The 20,453-nt window shown below is 60.9% G+C and carries 16 protein-coding genes; 9 read left to right on the top strand and 7 right to left on the bottom strand.

Features of this window, described 5'->3' with window-relative positions:
* Positions 1-41 precede the first annotated feature (41 nt).
* Complete coding sequence (locus NCR40_RS20905) at positions 42-2,723, top strand: excinuclease ABC subunit UvrA (RefSeq protein WP_250510532.1); 2,682 nt, start codon at positions 42-44, stop codon at positions 2,721-2,723.
* Between the two features lie 4 nt (positions 2,724-2,727).
* Here NCR40_RS20905 and NCR40_RS20900 read toward each other — a convergent pair whose 3' ends face one another.
* On the bottom strand, positions 2,728-3,444 hold the full coding sequence (locus NCR40_RS20900) for a YdcF family protein (RefSeq protein ID WP_244831281.1): 717 nt from the start codon (positions 3,442-3,444) through the stop codon (positions 2,728-2,730).
* Positions 3,445-3,849: 405 nt separating this feature from the next.
* Between NCR40_RS20900 and NCR40_RS20895 the strand changes: the two genes are divergently transcribed.
* From NCR40_RS20895 to NCR40_RS20875, 5 genes are all read left to right on the top strand, one after another.
* On the top strand, positions 3,850-4,101 hold the full coding sequence (locus tag NCR40_RS20895; RefSeq protein ID WP_244831941.1) for an acyl carrier protein: 252 nt from the start codon (positions 3,850-3,852) through the stop codon (positions 4,099-4,101).
* Entirely contained in the window at positions 4,098-5,363 is a 1,266-nt protein-coding gene (locus NCR40_RS20890) for an acyl-CoA dehydrogenase family protein (protein ID WP_250510531.1), read from the top strand. Before NCR40_RS20895 ends, NCR40_RS20890 begins: the two co-directional genes overlap by 4 nt.
* A gap of 5 nt (positions 5,364-5,368) precedes the next feature.
* Entirely contained in the window at positions 5,369-6,436 is a 1,068-nt protein-coding gene (locus NCR40_RS20885) for an amino acid--[acyl-carrier-protein] ligase (protein ID WP_370652278.1), read from the top strand.
* A complete protein-coding gene (locus NCR40_RS20880) occupies positions 6,433-7,446 on the top strand; it encodes a DUF1839 family protein (RefSeq protein WP_250510530.1) in 1,014 nt (337 codons plus the stop codon). The genes NCR40_RS20885 and NCR40_RS20880 overlap by 4 nt, the downstream gene beginning before the upstream one ends.
* Positions 7,447-7,530: 84 nt before the next feature.
* The gene (locus NCR40_RS20875; RefSeq protein WP_502801011.1) at positions 7,531-10,020 is read left to right on the top strand and encodes a glycosyl hydrolase 2 galactose-binding domain-containing protein; all 2,490 of its coding nucleotides are present in this window, start codon (positions 7,531-7,533) and stop codon (positions 10,018-10,020) included.
* A gap of 12 nt (positions 10,021-10,032) precedes the next feature.
* On the opposite strand, the gene NCR40_RS20870 is transcribed toward NCR40_RS20875, so the two are convergent.
* The 5 genes from NCR40_RS20870 to NCR40_RS20850 form a co-directional block, all read right to left on the bottom strand.
* The gene (locus NCR40_RS20870) at positions 10,033-11,199 is read right to left on the bottom strand and encodes an ABC transporter permease (RefSeq protein WP_244831277.1); all 1,167 of its coding nucleotides are present in this window, start codon (positions 11,197-11,199) and stop codon (positions 10,033-10,035) included.
* A 9-nt stretch (positions 11,200-11,208) separates the two neighbouring features.
* Complete coding sequence (locus NCR40_RS20865) at positions 11,209-12,363, bottom strand: ABC transporter permease (protein WP_244831276.1); 1,155 nt, start codon at positions 12,361-12,363, stop codon at positions 11,209-11,211.
* A gap of 3 nt (positions 12,364-12,366) precedes the next feature.
* On the bottom strand, positions 12,367-13,059 hold the full coding sequence (locus tag NCR40_RS20860) for an ABC transporter ATP-binding protein (RefSeq protein WP_250510528.1): 693 nt from the start codon (positions 13,057-13,059) through the stop codon (positions 12,367-12,369).
* 1 nt (position 13,060) lies between these two features.
* Entirely contained in the window at positions 13,061-14,269 is a 1,209-nt protein-coding gene (locus NCR40_RS20855) for an efflux RND transporter periplasmic adaptor subunit (RefSeq protein ID WP_250510527.1), read from the bottom strand.
* Positions 14,270-14,465: 196 nt separating this feature from the next.
* Entirely contained in the window at positions 14,466-15,386 is a 921-nt protein-coding gene (locus tag NCR40_RS20850) for a LysR family transcriptional regulator (protein WP_250493987.1), read from the bottom strand.
* 108 nt (positions 15,387-15,494) lie between these two features.
* On the opposite strand from NCR40_RS20850, the gene NCR40_RS20845 reads away from it, so the two are divergent.
* From NCR40_RS20845 to NCR40_RS20835, 3 genes are all read left to right on the top strand, one after another.
* Positions 15,495-16,580 (top strand): tartrate dehydrogenase, encoded by a 1,086-nt coding sequence (locus NCR40_RS20845; RefSeq protein ID WP_244831272.1) that lies wholly within the window; start codon positions 15,495-15,497, stop codon positions 16,578-16,580.
* 155 nt (positions 16,581-16,735) lie between these two features.
* Positions 16,736-18,055, top strand: a complete 1,320-nt coding sequence (locus NCR40_RS20840; protein ID WP_250493986.1) for an MFS transporter — start codon at positions 16,736-16,738, stop codon at positions 18,053-18,055.
* Positions 18,056-18,170: 115 nt separating this feature from the next.
* Positions 18,171-18,962 carry a hypothetical protein gene (locus NCR40_RS20835; protein ID WP_250510526.1) on the top strand — a complete coding sequence of 264 codons (792 nt, stop codon included), beginning with the start codon at positions 18,171-18,173 and terminating at the stop codon, positions 18,960-18,962.
* A 3-nt stretch (positions 18,963-18,965) separates the two neighbouring features.
* Here the strand turns inward: NCR40_RS20835 and NCR40_RS20830 are convergent, their stop codons facing one another.
* Positions 18,966-20,453 carry a M81 family metallopeptidase gene (locus tag NCR40_RS20830; RefSeq protein WP_250510525.1) on the bottom strand — a complete coding sequence of 496 codons (1,488 nt, stop codon included), beginning with the start codon at positions 20,451-20,453 and terminating at the stop codon, positions 18,966-18,968.

Genomic DNA, 20,453 nt, shown 5'->3' with positions numbered 1-20,453 from the left:
CTCGCCAGACGTATTCGCCTGCAAAGTCCAAAAGCCATAAGATGGATGCGCCCAAAGTCAAAAGCCCAGCCAAGCCGCCTCGGCGCAATAAAGCCGAAACGCCGACTGTCTCTCCAGCAGGTTTCGTGCGCGTTCGCGGCGCGCGGGAGCATAACCTCAAAAATGTCGATGTAGACGTCCCGCGCGATGCGCTGGTCGTCTTCACAGGCGTGTCCGGATCGGGAAAGTCGTCACTTGCATTCGGAACTTTGTATGCAGAAGCGCAGCGGCGGTACTTTGAATCAGTCGCGCCCTACGCGCGGCGTCTGATCGAGCAGGTCGGCGTACCGGAAGTCGATTCCATCGAAGGATTGCCGCCCGCCGTCGCCCTGCAGCAGCAGCGCGGCACGCCCAACGCACGTTCGTCGGTGGGAAGCGTGACCACGCTTTCCAGTCTCGTTCGCATGCTGTATTCACGCACGGGCAGCTATCCGCCGAAGCAGCCCATGCTCTACGCGGAAGACTTTTCTCCCAACACGGTTCAGGGCGCGTGCCCCGTCTGCCATGGTCTCGGCCGCGTCTACGAAGTGACCGAGAAGTCGATGGTCCCCGACGACTCACTCACCATCCGCGAACGCGCCATCGCCGCATGGCCGCCAGCGTGGCACGGTCAGAATCTGCGCGACATACTCGTCACGCTGGGCTACGACGTCGACACGCCCTGGCGCGATCTGCCGAAGAAAGACCGCGACTGGATTCTCTTCACCGACGATACGCCCACCGTGCCGGTCTATGCGGGCCTCACACCCGCCGAGACACGTGCCGCACTCAAGCGTCGCGCGGAGCCGAGTTATCAAGGCACCTTTACGGGCGCGCGCCGTTATGTGCTTCATACCTTCGCCCACACGCAAAGCGCGCTCATGAAGAAGCGCGTGTCGCGCTATATGGTCGGGAGCGACTGTTCGTCGTGTCACGGCAAGCGACTGAAGCAGGAAGCGTTATCGGTGACCTTCGCGGGACTGGATATCGCGGAGTTCTCGCGTCTGCCGCTTACGCGGCTTGCGCAGATGCTCGCGCCCATTGCGCGCGGCGAATGGCCCGATCATGAAGAAGCACGCGAGCAAGACGTGCTTGCCAGGGACGTGCGGCAGGCGGCAATTGCGAAGCGTGTCGCGGCGGGTGGATCGGCGCATAAAGCATCGCCCGATGTACGGCGCACGCCCAACTTGTCCAATGAGAAGCGCGCCGCCGCCGAGCGCATAGCAGCCGATCTCGAAGAACGTCTTGCCACGTTGATCGATCTCGGCCTCGGCTATCTTGCTTTGGATCGCGCGACGCCCACCTTGTCGTCAGGCGAATTGCAGCGCTTGCGGCTAGCCACGCAACTGGCCTCGCAACTCTTCGGCGTGGTGTATGTACTCGATGAACCCTCCGCCGGTTTGCATCCCGCTGACAACGAAGCGCTCTTTGCCGCGCTGCAACGGCTCAAGGCTGCCGGCAACTCGCTTTTCGTGATCGAGCATGACATGGAGACGATGCGTCGCGCAGACTGGCTCGTCGATGTCGGTCCCGCTGCGGGCGAAGCCGGTGGACATGTGCTTTATAGCGGCCCGCCCGCGGGTCTCGCATCGGTGGAGGCGTCACAAACGCGTCTGCATCTGTTCGCGTCCCATTCGAACACCGACCGCGCGCCACGCACGCCGCGCGGCTGGCTGAAGCTCGCGGGCATCACGCGAAACAATCTGCATGAGATCGAAGTTGCGTTTCCGCTCGGTTGCTTCACGGCGGTGACGGGTATATCGGGCTCGGGCAAGTCGAGTCTCGTCAGTCAGGCATTGCCCGAACTCGTGGCGCAGCATCTGGGAAGAGCGCTCGATGAGCCCGACGAAGACGAAGCCGATCCGCTCTTCACGGTCGTCGAAGCGCCTGCGGAAGGCTCCATCGTCGAAGGCATGGACGCTATACGGCGCCTAGTGCGCGTCGATCAAAAGCCGATTGGCCGCACCCCACGTTCGAATCTTGCGACTTACACGGGACTTTTCGATCACGTGCGCAAGCACTACGCCGATACGCCGCTCGCGCGCAAACGCCATTACAGTGCCGGCCGATTTTCCTTCAATGTCGCGCAGGGGCGTTGCCCGACTTGCGAAGGCGAAGGCTTCGTGAGCGTCGAACTGTTATTTTTGCCGAGCGTGTACACGTCGTGTTCGACGTGTCACGGTTCGCGTTATAACGCCGAGACACTCGAAGTCACGTGGAATGGCAAAAACATCGCCGAGGTGCTGGCGATGAGCGTCGATGACGCCTGTCTCTTCTTCGCGGATGAGCCCAATGTGATGCGCGCGCTTGCCGTGCTGCGCGATATCGGCCTCGGTTATCTGCGGCTCGGTCAGCCTGCCACCGAACTCTCGGGCGGCGAAGCGCAGCGCATCAAGCTGGCAACCGAACTGCAGCGCGCGCATCGCGGCGACACGCTCTATATCCTCGACGAGCCCACAACCGGACTACATCCCGCCGATGTCGATCGTCTAATGGCGCAACTTCAAGGACTCGTCGACGCAGGCAATACGGTCGTGGTCGTCGAACACGACATGCGCGTCGCGGCCCAGAGCGACTGGGTCATCGATATCGGTCCGGGCGCGGGAGAAGATGGCGGCAAGATAGTCGCGGCCGGCGTGCCTGCGAGTGTGGCGACGCTGGCCGCAAGCCGCACGGCGCCTTATCTACAAGACGCATTGACCTGAGCAATCAATACAAGCCTAGCCAGCGCCACACGTGAAACTTCAACGTGCCGAGCATCTCGTGCAATCCGCTGTCGGAATCGATCCATCCTTCCGGGTGCGGCACGAGCCATGACTTTGGATTGCGCACGAATGCAACCGCAGGCTGCGGGTGTAGGTCGAAAGCATCGAATGCGAGCAACGCGCGGCGCATATGCAGTGAGGACGTGATGAGGATGGTCGTGTCGTATTGACGCGAGCGTAGGATTTTGTACGTATTGCGCGCGTTCTCGTAAGTGTCGAGACTCTGATCTTCGAGGATGAGATCCGCAGGCTTCACGCCACGATCCACGAGCAGACCGCCGTATAGTTGCGCTTCGGTTTGTTCGTGATGCTGCGGATTTCCGCCGCTCATGATGACCTGACACTGCTTGTCCGTTTCGACACAGGTTTTGTACAGGGCGGCAGCAAGGTCGACGCGATAGATGGAATCGGCCAGTGGAACGAGATGTTTGTTGCGATCGTATTCGGTCCCACCGCCCAGCACGATGATCGCCGTACGGTCCGCGAGCCGGGGCGCCTGCTTCGACCCATAGCCGATCTGCGCGAGGCTTATCATCGGCCCTGCAAGCCAGCTACCGAAGAGCCAGAACACGGTTCCGGCCACGAGGAAGATCACGAGGCGGCGTTTGCGCCACACGATGAACAAGGCGACGAAGACAAGCAGCAGGCAGAGTAGATCCAATTACGTTTCCCGTCGTTTTAAGGTTTCAAATACCTTGCATCATGCGCATGAAACTTGCAAGGCGAGGCTATGCAGTACGAATACCGTCGTAACGCCGCGACAAGTATCAGTCTGAACGATTTGCGTGACATCAAGCGTGGTCGATATCGCACACGCAACGCGTTGTCTTCCGGGCCTCACCGTGCGCCATCGCACGGACGATCACCCCCCGTAATTCGTTAAATACGATCAAACAAGATTCGACGGTGTTGCGAGTGCTCTTGAGTCGTTTGACCAGCGATTCACCGAGTGCACCACCGCCCGTTAGCAACGGGACTGAGCACGGTCCAAAAAATCGAATATTCGTTTGATACCCGCTTCAGTCCGTTTGCACCGTTGGCCATGGTTCAAGGGAAACCAGAGAAAATGAAAACTGAATTGCGCCGCATCCTTGCCGAGTCCGCACGCCTCGACGTGTCGATCGACACTCTCTCCGACAGCGACGACCTGTACGCAGCCGGCCTCTCCTCGCTTGCAACCGTGCACGTCATGCTCGCGATCGAAGACGAGTTCGGCATCGAAATTCCGGATCAAATGCTTACGCGACGTCTGTTCTCGAGCGTCGATTCGCTCGCGGCCGCCGTCAAGGAGCTGCAAGGTTCGCAGGCGGACGCATGAACGCCGCCACGCAAGAACTCGAAGCAGCAGGACACGTTGAAGGCGACGGCGTGATCGCGCCGCGCAGCGAAGGCGAGTTGCTCGAAGCCGCGCGTCGCGTCTCGGCCATCGCCGGCAAGCATGCGGCAGCGGTCGACAAGGATGCACGCTTCCCCGCTGAAGCCGTGGCCGCAATGCGTACGGAGCGTCTCTTCTCTGCAATGGTGCCGGCAAGCTTCGGCGGCGACGGGCTCTCGCTCACGGGCGTGGCCCGCTTGTGCGAAACGCTCGCGCAAGGCTGCGCATCCGCCGCGATGATCTACGCCATGCATCAGAGTCAGGTCGTCTGCATCGTCGATCACGGCGCGAATGTGCCCTGGCAGCGCGCGTTTCTCACGCGCATGGTGAACGAGCAACTGCTGTTGGCATCGGCGACATCGGAAGAAAATATCGGCGGCAACATGCGCACGAGCGCATGTGCGGTCGATCTTGCCGATGACGCCTTCAACATCGAAAAGCTCGCGCCGACGATTTCGTATGGCACGTATGCCGATTGCATTCTCGTAACCGCACGCCGTCATCCCGACGCGCCGCCGTCCGATCAGGTGCTGATCGTCGCGCCTCGTTCGACGTGCACGCTCGAATCGCGTGGTACGTGGGACACGCTCGGCATGCGTGGCACGTGCAGTCAGGGGCATCGTCTCACTGCAAGCGGCAAGGCCGAACAGATTCTGCCCTCGCCTTTCTCGAAGATCGCCGATGAAAGCATGCTGCCGGTTTCGCATACCTTGTGGTCCGCGGTGTGGATCGGTATTGCGTCGGATGCCGTGAATCGCGCGCATCAGTTCTTCCGTAATCAGGCGCGTGGCAAGCCGGGCGCATTGCCGCCTTCGGCCGCGCGTCTTTCGCAAGCCGTCACCCTCGTGCGCATGATGCAGGCGCGTCTGCGCGAATCGCTCGCCTCGGTCGAGGCTGCGCAAGCGGAACGGCTCGCAAGGCAGGCATTGCAGACCGACGACAGCGACGCACCGTTGACCGCGTCCATCGGCATTGCCTCCGATCTGAACATGCTGAAGCTCGCCATTTCGCAATCGGCCGTGCACGTCGTGCAAGAGACGCTGATGATCTGCGGCATGGCGGGTTACAAGAACGATACGCCCTTCAGCGTGGGGCGGCACTTGCGCGATCTGCACTCGGCGCCGCTCATGATCAGCAATGACCGCATCGAACTGAACACCGCGAATCTGCTGCTCGCGCAGCGTTCCGCAACCGGGACCCTATAACGATTATGAACATGCCGAACGAACAGGCCGCGCTCATGCAGGCCGAAGAACAAGCACATAACGAGACCAGTCAAGTGCCCTACGATAAATCGGATTTGACCTTGCGCGACCGGCTGATGGCCGCCGGCATTCTCATCGATACGGGCGAAGACGGCCTCTATGGCCGCAGCGCGGTGTTCGAGGATGTGGTGGACCGTCTCAACAACGCGATCACGTTGCTCGGCGCCGACCAGCACGCGGAATCGTTGCGCTTTCCGCCGGCCATGCGCCGCCGCGACTTCGAAGACAGTGAGTACCTGAAGAGCTTCCCGAACCTTGCCGGCACGATTCACTCGTTCCAGGGCAATGATCGCGGACATCATCGTCTGCTCGAAGCGCTCGACAAGATCGTGCATATCGGCGAAGAAGAAGAGCGTTCCGATGACTGGATGGATCAGCAAAAGCCGACGCGTCTCGTGCTCACGCCCGCGGCCTGTTATCCGATCTATCCGCTCGTTGCCAAGCGCGGCAACCTCGCCGAAGACGGCGCGATCTTCGATGCGTTCTCGTATTGCTTCCGTCACGAACCGTCCATCGATCCGGGCCGCATGCAGATGTTCCGCATGCGCGAGTACATTCGCGTGGGCAGCCCCGAGCAAGTAATGGCGTTCCGTCAGAAGTGGATCGAGCGTGGCTCGCTGCTCGTGAATCTGCTGCAACTGCCGTTCGAAATCGATCTGGCTAACGACCCGTTCTTCGGACGCGGCGGCAAGATCGTGGCCGACAGCCAGCGTGCGCAAGAACTCAAGTTCGAACTGCTCGTGCCGGTTGCAACGCCCGACCGTCCGACCGCATGTTTGTCGTTCAACTATCACATGGACCACTTCGGCGAGTTGTGGAACATCCGTCAGGGCAATGGCGAAGTGGCGCATACCGCATGCGTGGGCTTCGGCATGGAACGTACGACGCTTGCGCTCTTCCGTCATCACGGTCTCGATGTGAACGCGTGGCCCGCCGCAGTGCGTGAACTGCTGTGGGGCAATGCGGCGCCGCTCGTCGCCGATGGCCTCGGCACACTGGGCAAAGACGCATGAACGCACGCTCGCCCGAGCACGCCGTGACTGGCGCGTCCAACGAACAGTCTGCCGCTCAAGACGAAGCGAGCCGCCATGCGTTGCATCGCGGCGAGCGCGTCTGGCTGGAGACCAACTGTTACGTCGATCTGTGGATCGAGCTCTTGCACCACTACGGCTGCGATCCGCACGCCGCATTGAGCTTCACCGTGACGCAGGCGTTCGAAGGCGATCAGTTCACGTTCCCCAAGTTCTCGCTCGACGATATCTCGCGGCTCTACGGCTTGCAGGCCCAGGAGCTCGCGATTTTCGACACGCTCGAAGCTCACGTGCGCGAGCAGACCAAACGCGGTCACGTAGTGGTCGCCGAAGTGGATGCGTTCTATCTGCCCGACACGCGTGCAACCGCGTACAAGCAGTCGCATTCGAAGACGACCATTGCAGTCGACTCCATCGATGCAGCGGCAAAGCGCATCACGTACTTCCATAACGCGGGCTATTTCGCGTTATCGGGCGAGGACTATGACGGCGTGTTTCGCCTGATGCCAGACCTTGCAAGCGACGTGCATGCGCTCTTTCCGTACGTGGAGTTCGTCAAGCGCACGCGTGCGCCGCTCGAAGGTCAGGCGCTGGTGCAACGTTCGGTCGATCTGCTCAAGCTGCGCTTGCTCGATCGTCCGACATCGAACCCCGTCTCGCAGTGGCGCGCGGAGTTTCCCGAGCATCTACGTGCATTGCTCGAGCGGGATGTGTCTTACTACCACCTCTACACGTTCAACGTAATGCGCCAGCTCGGTTCGAACTTCGAGTTGCTGTCGAAGTATCTGGTGTGGCTCAATGCGCACGGCGTCGAAGTGCCTGAGGCAATCCAGACGAGCGCGCAATCCATGGCGAACGAAGCGATGGTCATGCAGTTCCGCCTTGCGCGGGCGCGCATGCGTTCACGGCTCGACCCGTGTACCGACTGCCTCGATTCGCTCGAAGCATCTTACGAGAAGGTCATCGAACCGCTCGCCGCGCGTTTTGTTTGAAGCACCGGGGCCACGCTGCTCGCGTGGCCCGTGCTTCGTTCACCATGTTCATCTTCGCCCATAGAAGGAAGGAACATGCATTCCATGTCCGATATGTCCAACGCTTGCCTGCCGCAACGCCTCTCCGAAGGGTGGACGTGCACGAGCACGGCTGCGGGCGCTTGTGCGACGCCTGCATCGCTCGATGAAAGCGCGCATTGGATCGATGCGCCCGTGCCCGGCACGATTGCATCGGCGCAACGTGCAAACGGCGTTGGCGAAGATGCGCTCGCGCAGCCCTACGCGATGTCGGATCACTGGTATCGCGTGCGCTTGCAGGGTGAAGGCAAGCGGCGCGTGCGCTTCAATGGCCTCGCGACAATTGCCGAAGTGTGGCTCGATAACGACAAGCTGCTCGACTCCGATTCTATGTTCGTCGCGCACGATGTCGATCTGAATCTGCAAGGCGACGCGACGCTTTATCTGTGCTTTCGTTCCATTCAGCCTGCACTTGCCGCAAAACGCGGCCGTGCGCGCTGGCGTCCGAAGCTCGCGCAGCCAGCGACGCTGCGCAACGTACGCACGACCTTGCTTGGACACATGCCCGGATGGTGCCCGCCGATTCAGCCAGTGGGTCCGTGGCGCGCAGTGGAACTGATCGGCGAAGCGCGCAATGGCATCGAGCGTATCGAGCTTGCGCCTTCAATCGATCGTGCCGATGGTCTGCTCGACGTCACTGTACATTTCTATCATCCGCAAGAGCCGGAGGAAATGCATGTCGAATGTGGCGATGGCGAGGCCACGGCGCCGCTGCAATGGCGTGACGCGCATACGCTCGCGGGACAAGTGCGCGTGCCGCAAGCGCGGCTCTGGTGGCCGCATACGCATGGCGCGCCATCGCTCTATGCCGTGACCTTGACGAGCGAAACGCTTGGTCGTATCGCGCTTGGTCAGATTGGCTTTCGAAATATCGAAGTGGATCGCGGTGCGGACAAGACGGGCTTTCAGATCATCGTCAACGGCGTGCCGGTGTTCGCGCGCGGCGCATGCTGGACTTCCGCCGATATCGTCGCGCTCGACGCATCGCGCGACAAGCTCGCGGCCATCTTCACCCTGTGCCGCGGTGCGGGGCTCAACATCATTCGCGTAAGCGGCATCACGCTTTATGAATCCGATACCTTTTACGAACTCGCGGACGAATTCGGCATTCTGATCTGGCAAGACTTTGCGTTTGCCAACTTCGACTATCCCTCGGACGAGGCATTCAACCGAAGCGTGCAACTCGAAGCAGAACAGTTTCTTGCGCGCACGCGGCGTTTTGCATCGCTTGCAGTGCTATGCGGCGGCAGCGAAGTGCATCAGCAAGCGGCCATGCTGGGTCTGCCATTCGATGCCTATCAACAAGGCCTTTTCACGCAACTGCTTCCGGAAGTCATCGCCAAGCATCGCGCCGATGTGGCGTATGTCGTGAACTCACCGAGCGCCGCGCCCGGCGACAGCGTCTCGATGCCCTTCGGCACGCGCGGCGGCATCACGCATTACTACGGCGTCGGCGCATATCAGCGCCCCTTCGACGACGCGCGTCGTGCGCAAGTACGTTTCGCTTCCGAATGCCTTGCGTTCGCGAATGTCCCCGACGATGTCACGCTGCGCTCTGTACCCAATGCGGCGCGCGCGCATGAGCCCCGCTGGAAGACAAGCGTGCCGCGCGATCCCGGTTCCGCATGGGACTTCGACGATGTGCGCGAGCACTATCTGCGCGAACTGTATCGTGTCGATGTGGCGCGTCTGCGTTATGAAGACCCCGAGCGCTATCTCGAACTGTCTCGCGCCGTCGTCGCCGATGTGATCGGCGCTGTGTTTTCCGAATGGCGTCGCGAAGGTTCGACCTGCGCGGGCGGCATCGTATGGAATCTGCTGGATCTGCGTCCGGGCGCGGGCTGGGGTGTGATCGATGCGCGTCACAAGCCCAAAAGCGCGCTGCATGGGCTTGCGCGCGTGCTTCAACCTATTCAGGCGCTGATTACCGATGAAGGCCTCGACGGCCTCGATGTGCATCTCGTCAACGAGACGGCTCGCGAGATACGCGCACGCGTCGAACTGTCGTGCTTGCGCGATGGCGCGGTGAAGGTCGCAGGCGGTGCGAGCGATGTCGTGCTATCTCCGCGCAGCGTGCAGCGTATCAAATCGGCTTCGCTGCTGGGCGCGTTCTTCGACATCGCCTATGCATATCGCTTCGGTCCTCGCGCGCACGATGTCACGCATGTGCTTCTGCGCGATCAGGGTACCGGCGCGGTATTGTCAGAAGCTTTCCATTTTCCCGATCCTTCCATTGGCGAGCGACGTGATGTCGGATTGAACGCGACCATCGGTCAGGATGACAAAGGCTGGTTCCTCGACATTGCAACGACACAGCTTGCACGATGGGTGCACGTGGTCGATCCGGACTATTACGCGAGCATCGACTGGTTCCATCTTGCGCCCGGCGTGCCGCGTCGCGTGCCGCTCGTTGCGCGAAGCGCACATGTTCGCGCGGCGCCCGAAGGCGATGTGTTCGCGGTCAATGGATCGAAAGGTGCGGTGTATCGCGGTTGAGCAGTCTCGCGATTATCGGGCTCGCAGCGCATCGACGATGCTCAGCCTCGCGGCACGTACGGCAGGCAGAAAGCCACCGACGAACCCCATGATCATCGAGAATAAAACCGTTTGAATAACGACCGATGGCGTGAGCACGAACCGGAACGACAGGTCCGCGAACGTCTGAAAATTGGTCGTCGAAAACGAAGCGAACTGCATGAGTGCCGCGCAGCCGAGGCCGACGAGTCCACCGGCAAGTCCCAAAAGCAGCGCTTCGAGCAGAAACGCAATCAACACATCGAAGCGCTTGAAACCTAACGCGCGAAGCGTTCCAATCTCCGCGACCCGGTTCGCGACCGAGGCATACATGGTGATCATCGCGCCGATCATCGCTGCTATCGAAAAGATTATCGAAAGCGTGATGCCAAGAATATTGATGAACGTGGATAGCGCCTTTGACTGATCGCCGTAGAACACTTGCTCGCGCTTGGCTTCATCGGCAAGACGAGGATCAACGTCGATATCCGCGCGAAAGCGGTCGAAGGCATCGCTGCGGGCAAGCCTCACGACCATCGACGAATAACTCGTGCGGCGAAACGACTGCATGAGTTGATCGACATCGCCCCATATCTCCGAATCGAAGCCGCTGCCGCCTGCATCGAAATGGCCCACCACGGTCCAGTCGCGCTGAGCGAAGCGCAGATGATCGCCAATGCGCGTGCCCGCAAAGCCCTTGGCGATACTGCTGCCGACGATGATCTCCGATGACCCGTGACTGAACATGCGCCCCGCCGTAAGCCTCACTTGCGGCCGCAGTTCGACGCCAGTCGGCGATACGCCGCGTATCACCACATTCGCTGGCGTATTCGAACCGAGCTTATAGAGCGAGATGAGCACCACGGTCTCTTTGGATGCGAAGGGCTCACCCTCGCCATTCATCGCGACAGACGGATGCATCTCCATCACGTTCGCCTGACTGCGGTCGATCGAGCTTTGAATCTCCGTTTCCGCGCCTTTGCGAATGACCACGACGTTATCGCGTTCGCCCGTGGACACGAGCGTTTTCTTGAGTCCCGCATCGAGCATGAGCACGGTCGAGAACACGAAGACGACGAGCGCGAGACCGCCGGCGGTCAACATCGTCGTGAGACGGCGAGCCCATAGATTGCGCGCGATGTATGAAACGGGAATGGCCATATGCTCGCCTTATCCGATCGCTCGCAAGCCTTCGACGATCCGCACGCGGCTCGCCTGCACCGCCGGTACGATCGCCGCCGCCAGCGCGATGACGAACGCGCAGGCAGCTTGCAGCATCATCGTTTCGTGCGAGACGCGAAAGACCGGAAACACGCCGCCTGTCGCATTCTTGAAGAAATCGGCGACCGGCGGTGTCGCGAGTATGCCGATTGCACCGCCCATCGTGCAAATCGCCAGCGACTCGCCGAAGACGAGCACGCTAAGAAACGTGGGTCCGAATCCAAGCGCCTTGAGCGTGGCGTATTCGACGGTGCGTTCGCGTGCGCTCATGGCCATTGCATTGGCCATCACGGCCATGATGATGAGAATCACCACGTAAGAGACGACACGTATGGCCGCAATGATCTGATTAGACATCGCGACGAAGCCCAGCTGAAACGCTTGCTCGGTTTCGGTAAGCGTCTCCGCAAGCGAGTTCTTGAAGACGTTATCGACATTGCGCGATACGGTGGCCGCCTGATCCGGATTTCCGATGCCCACGACATACACGCCGACCTGATCCACTTGACGCTTGGTGGTCTTGCGAATCGTCTCGTTGAGATACTCCCAGTGAAAGATGAGTTGCCGCGTGATGGTCGATTCGTCGCGCCCTTCCATGATGCCGCGCACCACGAAGTCCCACGTTCCTGGATAGATCGTCCCCTTGAGAGGAATGACGTCGCCCACTTTGAAGCCGTATTGCGTCGCAAGCTGTCGCCCGATGAGCACGCCCTTGCGATCGCGCTGGTAATCGGAGCGCGCTTGCGGCGTGACGATGTACTCGGGATAGAGATCCAGATAGTTGTCCGATACCGCGAATTGCGCGAAAAAATTCTTGGGGTCGCGATAGATGCCGCCGAACCAGTTCGAGCGTGCAACCAGCGTCACGCCATCCACGCCGCGAATGCGATTCTCGTATGCAAGAGGCAGCGGAAACACCAGCGAGATCGCATTGCGCGTGACCAGGCGCGCGTTGGATGCCGCAGCCGCGCCCGCGTACCATGCATCAACGACCGTATGCAGCAGGCCGTATGCGAGCACCGCAATCGTGAGGCCCAGCACGGTGAGCGCCGTGCGGAGCTTGTGACGCGTGGCATTGCGCAGAATGAGCTTGAAGACGAACATGATTCAGCGCGCCGCGCCGTCGATCAACTCGCCCTTCTCAAGATGCACCAGCGCCTTCGCGGCATTGGCGGCATGCGCGTCGTGCGTGACCATGATGATGGTCTTGCCAACGCGTTCATTCAGGCGTTGCAGCATCGTTAGGACTTCGGCCGCAGAGGTGCGGTCGAGATCGCCCGTGGGTTCATCGGCGACGATCAGCTTCGGGTCGGTAATCAAGGCGCGTGCAATCGCCACGCGCTGCTGCTGGCCGCCGGATAGCTCCGACGGATAGTGAGTCGTGCGCTCGCTCATGTTGACCATGTCCAGCACCATCGCGACACGTTCACGCCGTTCGGCGCGCGAGAGACGCGTGAGCATCAGCGGCAATTCGACGTTCTCGAATGCGGTGAGCACCGGCATCAAGTTGTAGAACTGGAAGATGAAGCCGACGTGAGCCGCGCGCCAGTCGGCAAGCGCGGACTCCGGCAAACGCGTGATATCGAGCCCGCCGACAAGAAGCTCGCCGCTGTCCGGTCGGTCGATGCCCGCGATCAGATTGAGCAACGTGCTCTTGCCCGAGCCGGACGGTCCCATCAACGCGACGAAGTCCCCTTCGGCGATGGACAACGAGATGTCGGTCAGCACGGGCACCGTCTGCACGCCGCGCCGGTATGACTTCACGACGTGACTGATCTGGACCAGAGGTGCGGTGCTCACGTTACTTCTTCGCCAGCGTAACGCTGGTGCCGTCTTTGATCTTGTCGTTTGGCGCGAGTACCAGCGTATCGCCTGGCTTGACGCCTTGCACCGCGAGCAGGTCGCCGATATGTTCACCCGTTGTCACGGGCCTCTGAAGCGCCTTGTCGTTCTCGACGATGAACACGACCTGCTTGCCATCGCGCGTGACCACTGCTGCGGGCTGAACGGCCACCAGCGCCTTCTTCTGTTCAGGCGGTACGGGCTTCGAAAGGAACGCGACCTTCGCGCTCATGTCGGGCAGCACGCGTGGATCGTGTTCGACGAAGCGCACTTTCACGAGGACCGTGGCCTTCGAACGATCGACCGTTGGCACGATGCGCGATACACGTCCCGAGAAGCGAACATCGGGCAGCGCGTCGAGCTGCATTTCGCATGGTTGATCGACCGTGATCTTGCCGATGTTCGACTCCGCGACATCCGCCTCGACTTCGAGCGTCTTCATGTCCGCAATCGTCACGACCGCACCCTTGCTGTCCGATGCCGACGAGAACGGCGTGATGTTATCGCCCACGTTCGCATGCTTTTCGAGCACAACGCCATCGAAAGGCGCACGAATGATGGTCTGGTCGACGGCTACGCGCGCCGCGAGCGCATTGGCTTGCGCCGACACGATCGTGGCTGCGTCGCTATTCACGGCTGCCTTGGCTTTGTCGAAGCGGGCGCGGTCGCTGTCGTGCTGAGACGCGGGAATCGCGCCTTGGGGAGCGAGGATATCCGAGCGCTTGAGACTGATCTCTGCGTCCCTCAACTCGGCGCGTTGCAACTCGAGGTTGGCTTGAGCAACTTTAACTTGCGCCTCGGCTTGTGCAAGCGAAGCGGACACATCATCGCGTTCGAGCCGCGCAATCACCTGGCCTTCCTTTACAGGCGTACCTTCGAGTACACCAAGCCATTCCACGCGGCCCTGTCCCTTCGATGCGACCGCCGCCTTGCGTTGCGGCACGACGTAGCCGGTCGCGTTGAGAAGCGTATAGCTTTGCGATGGATAAACCGACGTGACCGTAGCGGTCTCTACCGTTTGCGGCCCGGCAAAGCGCAAGCCGAGGCCCACGAGTACGAGAATGATCGCCGCGACGAGCACATAGCGAAGCCACGGACGCCTGCGTCGCGGGACGACGGCAGCGGGACTGCGGTCGATCTTGAGTTTGTCTAAATCGTGTTCAGCCAATTTATCTGGAGTCGCGCCGCGGGTGACCTTGGAGCCGCTTGCGGACGGCTATCCGGTCGTGGGTCGTCATGCAATGGACAGGCAACCAGTATAGCGCCCGCAGGCCGCCCGCTTTCATTGCCTTTACTGGGTCGACGGAATTTTGCATGCGGTATGCCGACTACAAAATGCCATGTCTTTAACGATAGTCGGAAATTCAAGTGCCGCGCGCATGCTTGAGATCGAGCGCAATGAAATCGACGAAAGCCCTTATGCGCGCGGACATCTGATGCCGTCCGGAGTACACGGCGTAGATGTCCGCATTGGGCGTCTCGTAATCGGGCAATACGGCGACGAGCCGGCCATCCGCCAGATAGTCTGCGATGTCCCATTCAGCTCGCATCAGAATGCCGTGTCCTTCGAGCGCCCATTTGACGGCGATTTCGCCATCGTTGGTCGTGAGATTGCCCTTGATGCGCACCGCCTCCGTCTTCTGCGCAGCACCCCGCCCGCTCGTCAGCCGCCAAACGCCGTACGCTTCGTCGCCCTGCCGGATGCCGATGCAGTTATGCCGCGTGAGATCGTGCGGCGTCGCAGGCAAACCGTGCGTGGCGATATAGCCCGGCGCCGCGCATAGCAGCCGACGATTCGACGCGAGACGCCGCGCGACCACACGCGTATCCGGTGGCTCGCCAAAGCGAATGCAAACGTCGAACGTGTCGTCCGTGAGCGGCGGCGGCGCGACCGACAACTGCAATTGCACCGACACTTGGCGGTGCCGCGCAACGAATCGAGAAATGGCGGGCGCCACATGACTGCGCCCGAAGCCGAGCGTCGCATTCACGCGAAGCAGGCCTTTTGGACTCTTCTTCGCGCTGCCAAGCAGCTCCGCAAGTTCGTCGATTTCGTCGAGAATGCGCCGCGCGCGCTCCAGATAAAGCTCGCCCTCGGGCGTGAGCATCATGCGGCGCGTCGTGCGATTGACGAGTGGCACGCCTGCCCGCGCCTCCATTTGTGTCAGGCGCTTGCTTACTGCCGCTGCCGTGAGGCCCAGTTCCCGCGCCGCTGCGCTCAGGCTGCCCGATGTCGCGAGCGTCGAGAAAAAGCTCAGATCGGCCGGCTGAACGGTCTCGGCCATGCGCCCTCACTTGTGAATCAAAGTTAAAGATGCTTTGAGTTTAGCACCGGTTTCTTATCCTTAAGTTGGGTAGAGTGAGCTCACACACCCACATCGAGGAACGGAGACATGAAAACTTATCGCATCGCAACCATCCCCGGCGACGGCATCGGCAAGGAAGTCATCCCCGCTGGCCAGCAAGTGCTCGAAGCGCTTGCCAAGACGTCGCGTAATTTTGCATTCGAATTCGAGAGCTTCGACTGGGGCGCGGACTATTACCGTCAGCACGGTTCGATGATGCCCGCCGATGGCCTCGATGCCATCCGCGACAAGGACGCAATTCTCTTCGGTTCGGCAGGCGACCCCGGCGTGCCCGATCACATCACGCTGTGGGGCCTGCGCCTGAAGATCTGCCAGGGCTTCGATCAATACGCCAACGTGCGCCCGACGCGCATTCTTCCCGGCATCGACGGGCCGCTCAAGCGTTGCAAGCCCGAGGACCTCAACTGGGTGATCGTGCGCGAGAACTCCGAGGGCGAATATGCGGGTGTGGGTGGCCGCGTGCATCAGGGTCATCCGATCGAGGCGGCAACCGACGTCTCCATCCTCACGCGTGCCGGTGTCGAACGCATTATGCGTTTTGCATTCAAACTCGCGCAGTCGCGGCCGCGCAAACTGCTCACGGTCATCACCAAGAGCAATGCGCAGCGCCATGCCATGGTGATGTGGGACGAAATCGCGCTGCAGATTTCAAAAGAATTCCCGGACGTGAAGTGGGACAAGGAACTGGTCGATGCCGCCACCGCGCGCATGGTCAACCGTCCCGCCACGCTCGATACGATCGTCGCGACCAATCTGCATGCCGACATCCTGAGCGACCTGGCCGCCGCGCTCGCGGGCAGCCTCGGCATTGCGCCGACCGGCAACATCGACCCAGAACGCCGTTATCCGTCGATGTTCGAGCCGATCCACGGTTCCGCTTTCGACATCATGGGCAAGGGGCTTGCCAACCCGATCGGCACTTTCTGGTCGCTCGTCATGTTGCTCGAACATCTGGGCGAAACGGAAGCCGCCAAGCGTGTGATGGATGCCGTCGAAGCCGTGACAGCCGATGAATCGCTGCATACCGGCGATCTCGGCGGCAAGGCGACGACAGCGCAAGTGACGGCTGCCGTGTGCGCGTTTGTCGAACGCGTGGAAGCCGCAGCCGCCTGAATCCGCATTTTGTATGCGATGGACCCCGGCCGCGTGCCGGGGCGCTTGACCGCGATGCAACGCACATCGCGGCAACAGGACGCTCGCGCCTAACGCCTGAGTCTTTCCGCACCGTTCCTTAAAAGAGCACCGCTCGCCTCCCAAGGAGGAGACACATGCATACCCCATCCGAGTCCGGCGTGGAAGCCCGCGTCAATCGCAAGCTGGCATTACGCATCATTCCGTTCGTGATGCTGCTTTACTTCATCAGCTTTCTCGACCGCGTCAACGTCGGTTTTGCCGCCATGACGATGAACAAGGCCATCGGCCTCTCGCCCACCGCCTTCGGACTGGGCGGCGGATTGTTTTTCATCGGCTACTTTCTGTTCGAAGTTCCGTCGAATCTAATCTTGCATAAAGTCGGCGCGCGCATCTGGATTGCACGCGTGATGGTCACGTGGGGCATCGTCTCCGTTGCATCCGCATTCGTGGCAGGTCCGACGAGCTTCTACGTCCTGCGCTTCCTGCTCGGCGTCGCGGAGGCCGGATTCTTCCCCGGCGTGATTCTTTATCTCAGCCTCTGGTTTCCGGCCAAGCAGCGCGCCGTGGCCGCCGCATGGTTCATGGCAGCCGCGCCGATCTCGACCGCCATCGGCTCACCGTTGTCTGGCGCGATCATGCAGATGCCGCCGATCTTCGGGCTCGCAGACTGGCAGTTGCTCTACATCATCGAAGCGATTCCGGCTATCGTGCTCGGCTTCGTCGTCCTCAAATATCTGACCGACACGCCCGCCCAGGCACACTGGCTCGCGAGCGAAGAGCGCGAATGGCTCATTGCAAGGCTGAAAAGCGAAGCCGACGCGAAGCAAGCGAATGCGGGGCATACGGAAGGCGCTTTGAATGCATTACGCGATCCGCGTGTGCTGGCGCTAGCGCTCATTTATTTCGGCACGTCGGCGGGTCTTTATACGCTCGGATTGTGGGCGCCGCTCATCATCCGTCAGTACGGTTTCAGCGCGCTGGAGACGGGGCTCATCAACGGCATTCCGAGCGTGATCGCCGTCATCGCGATGATCCTGTGGGCCCGGCATTCGGACCGCACGCAGGAACGCACGTGGCACGTGGTCATTCCATGTGCGCTGGCTTGCGTCGGCTTCTTCTTTGCAGGTCAGGCGACGACGGCGCTCTTTATCGTACTCGCGCTCATCGTGGTCAACGTGGGCATCAGCGCCGCCAAGGCTCCGCTCTGGGCCATGCCGAGCATGTTCCTCTCCGGTGCAGGCGCGGCGGCAGGCATTGCGATGATCAACTCCATCGGCAACTTGGGTGGCTTCGTGGGACCGTTCGCCATCGGCTGGCTAAAGAATTCAACCGGTAGCTATGCCGCGGGCCTGTACGTCGTGGGCGCGACGCTCGCCATGTCGGCGGTCATCACGCTAATGTTGAGCCGCAAGGCGAAGAGCGAGCGGGAGCATGCGGCGGCCGCGCGAATGTGAAGCTGCGCGGCTTTTATTTTAAGATAGCCGCTTCATCAGACTCAGCGCGTGCGCCAGAGGAAGCGAAGTGCTTTTATCGAAGAGAAAGAGTAAGACGGCTATCGGCGCGGCTGGCATGCTGCTAAGTGTATTCATTATTTTGCATGCACCTTGCGCGTGGAGTGCTTCGGCCGATGCAGGCGTTGCGAGCGGCGCGGGCATTTTGTCGGCGGACGCACTCCCTGCCGACTTCACCGGCGACGATCCTCAACACGTCAGAGACGCGCTTAGCGGCAAGCCGTCGCCCAGCCAGCCGCCTTCCATTACTAGCCGCCTGCGCGGCTTTCTGGACCGTCCGCTGCAACGCTTGCGCAAGTCCACGCAATCCGCATCCGCGACGCAGACAGCGGCGCAAGCACAGGCAAATGCGCAAGCCGATCCCACTTTTGCATTCGTTATTCCAGCGTCTTACGGCGTCCGATACCAGACGAAAAAGAAGCTGCTTAGTGTGAACGTCTCCCTTGCCGCGCCCACGCAACCGGACGCCATCCTGCTCAAGGAGACGGTGAAGGGCCAGAGCGGTCGCAAACTGGTCGTGGCGCCCGAGGCCAAGGCTAAAGGCTTCGTCCAGACTTTCGACGTGATACAGCTTGGCGTTGAAGGCCGCGCAAGAACGAACGTGCGCGGCGGTGCAATCCTGGCCGATTTCGATAAGACGCACGGCGACGGCGACTTTGCGATTCTGCTGATCTGCACGCTAGAGCCGCCATATCTCATCGACCGCGTCGAACATAACGACCCCACGGATGAAGAGCCGACCGACATCACGCGTAGGACATCCACGCTGCATGGTCGCGTCGACGCCGTCTGGCTCATCGATCGCAAGACGGGAACCATCGTCACCAAGCGGCTCAATCTCGTGAAATGACGCTCAAGCGTCGAACGTCGCGTTCGAATCCAATGGATAAACCGGCCGCTTGAGATTGCTGAACGAGAAGAGCTCATAGTCCGAGCTCGTGACGCCCCGGCTGTCGCACTCCACCAGACCACCGGCAATCGGCACGAACACCGGCCGGCAATACATGCGCGACTTGAGGATAAGAAAGCGCGCGCCGCGTGGATCGATACCGACGCTCTCGAATACACCGAGATCCCAAGGCTCATGCGTGCGTTCGGTGACAAGAATCCGCGCGGCCGGTGTCTCGATGACGGCGGCGCGGCCCATATAAGCGCGTTGGCCGGTATAAGTCGGACCGCTGATGATGTACTCGCCATTCGTCAGGGCACGCACCACGCCTGTCACCTCGAGCGGAGGCTTGCCGCGCGATGCGACGCTCGGGAGCTTGTTGCCTATGCCGACTGTGACCGTCGCGCCGATGCCAGCATCGAATAAGGTTGCCACTGCTTGCGGGTCGCATAGCGGGCCGACGACGATGCCATCGAGCCCTTGTACAAGGGCTTCTTCGAATGCGTCGGTGGTGTCGCACGTGCCGCCCGACATGCAATTGTCGCCGTGATCGAGCAGCAAGACGGGCTTGTCGGCTTCTTGCGCCAGCTTCACGCCTTCCGCGATAGATGCTGCAAGCGGTGCGCTGCGATAAACGAAGGCCTCGCGTTCATTCCAGATCTGCTGCGCGATCTGGTTCGCGACTTTTTGCGCTTTGTCGATGTCGCCATTTGTAACCACGACTACGCTAATGCAAGGCGACGCGATATCCGCGAGAGAAAAGCCCGACAGCACCGAGACTGCGAGCACTCCTTCCTCTCCCTCCGCTGCGCGTGCCGCTTCGATGGCGCGCTTCATCGCACCGCTTGCCGTCGCGCTTCTCAACGTATGCGTGAGGAGCGGCGGTTGCGCCCACGCGATGACCGGGGTCACCTTTTCATCGATGAGATTGAAAAGCAGGCGGGCCGCGTGCTCGCCGCTTTCATACATATCCACGTGCGGATAGGTCTTGAAGCTCACGATCACATTTGCATTGTCGATGATCTTCTGCGTGACGTTCGCGTGCAGATCGAGCGAGACCGCAATGGGCGCGTGCGGCACCGCCTTGCGTACACGTTCGAGCAAATCGCCTTCGCCGTCCGGCGAATTTTCCGCAACCATGGCGCCGTGCAGGTCGAGCATCACTGCGTCGCATCCTTGCGCGGCTTGGACGATAGATGCGCATATCGCGTCGTAAGCTGCTGCGGCGACCGGGCCGCTAGGATTCGCCGATGCGGAGATAGGCGTGACGATCTCCGCTTCTACGCGTTCAGCGGCGTCGATGAAAGCAGACATCGCGGTGCGCATACCCGCGTTTTCCTGATATGCGGCTTCGTTATAGCAAGGGCCGTCGTGCCCGAATGCTTCGAGCGGTGTCGCCACAGGCGAGAAAGTATTGGTCTCATGATTCATCCGGGCGATCAGAATTTTCAT

Origin of the sequence: Caballeronia sp. GACF4, assembly GCF_023631025.1 — a bacterium.
Classification (GTDB): Bacteria; Pseudomonadota; Gammaproteobacteria; order Burkholderiales; family Burkholderiaceae; genus Caballeronia.
This window is presented reverse-complemented; position numbering and strand designations above follow the sequence as displayed.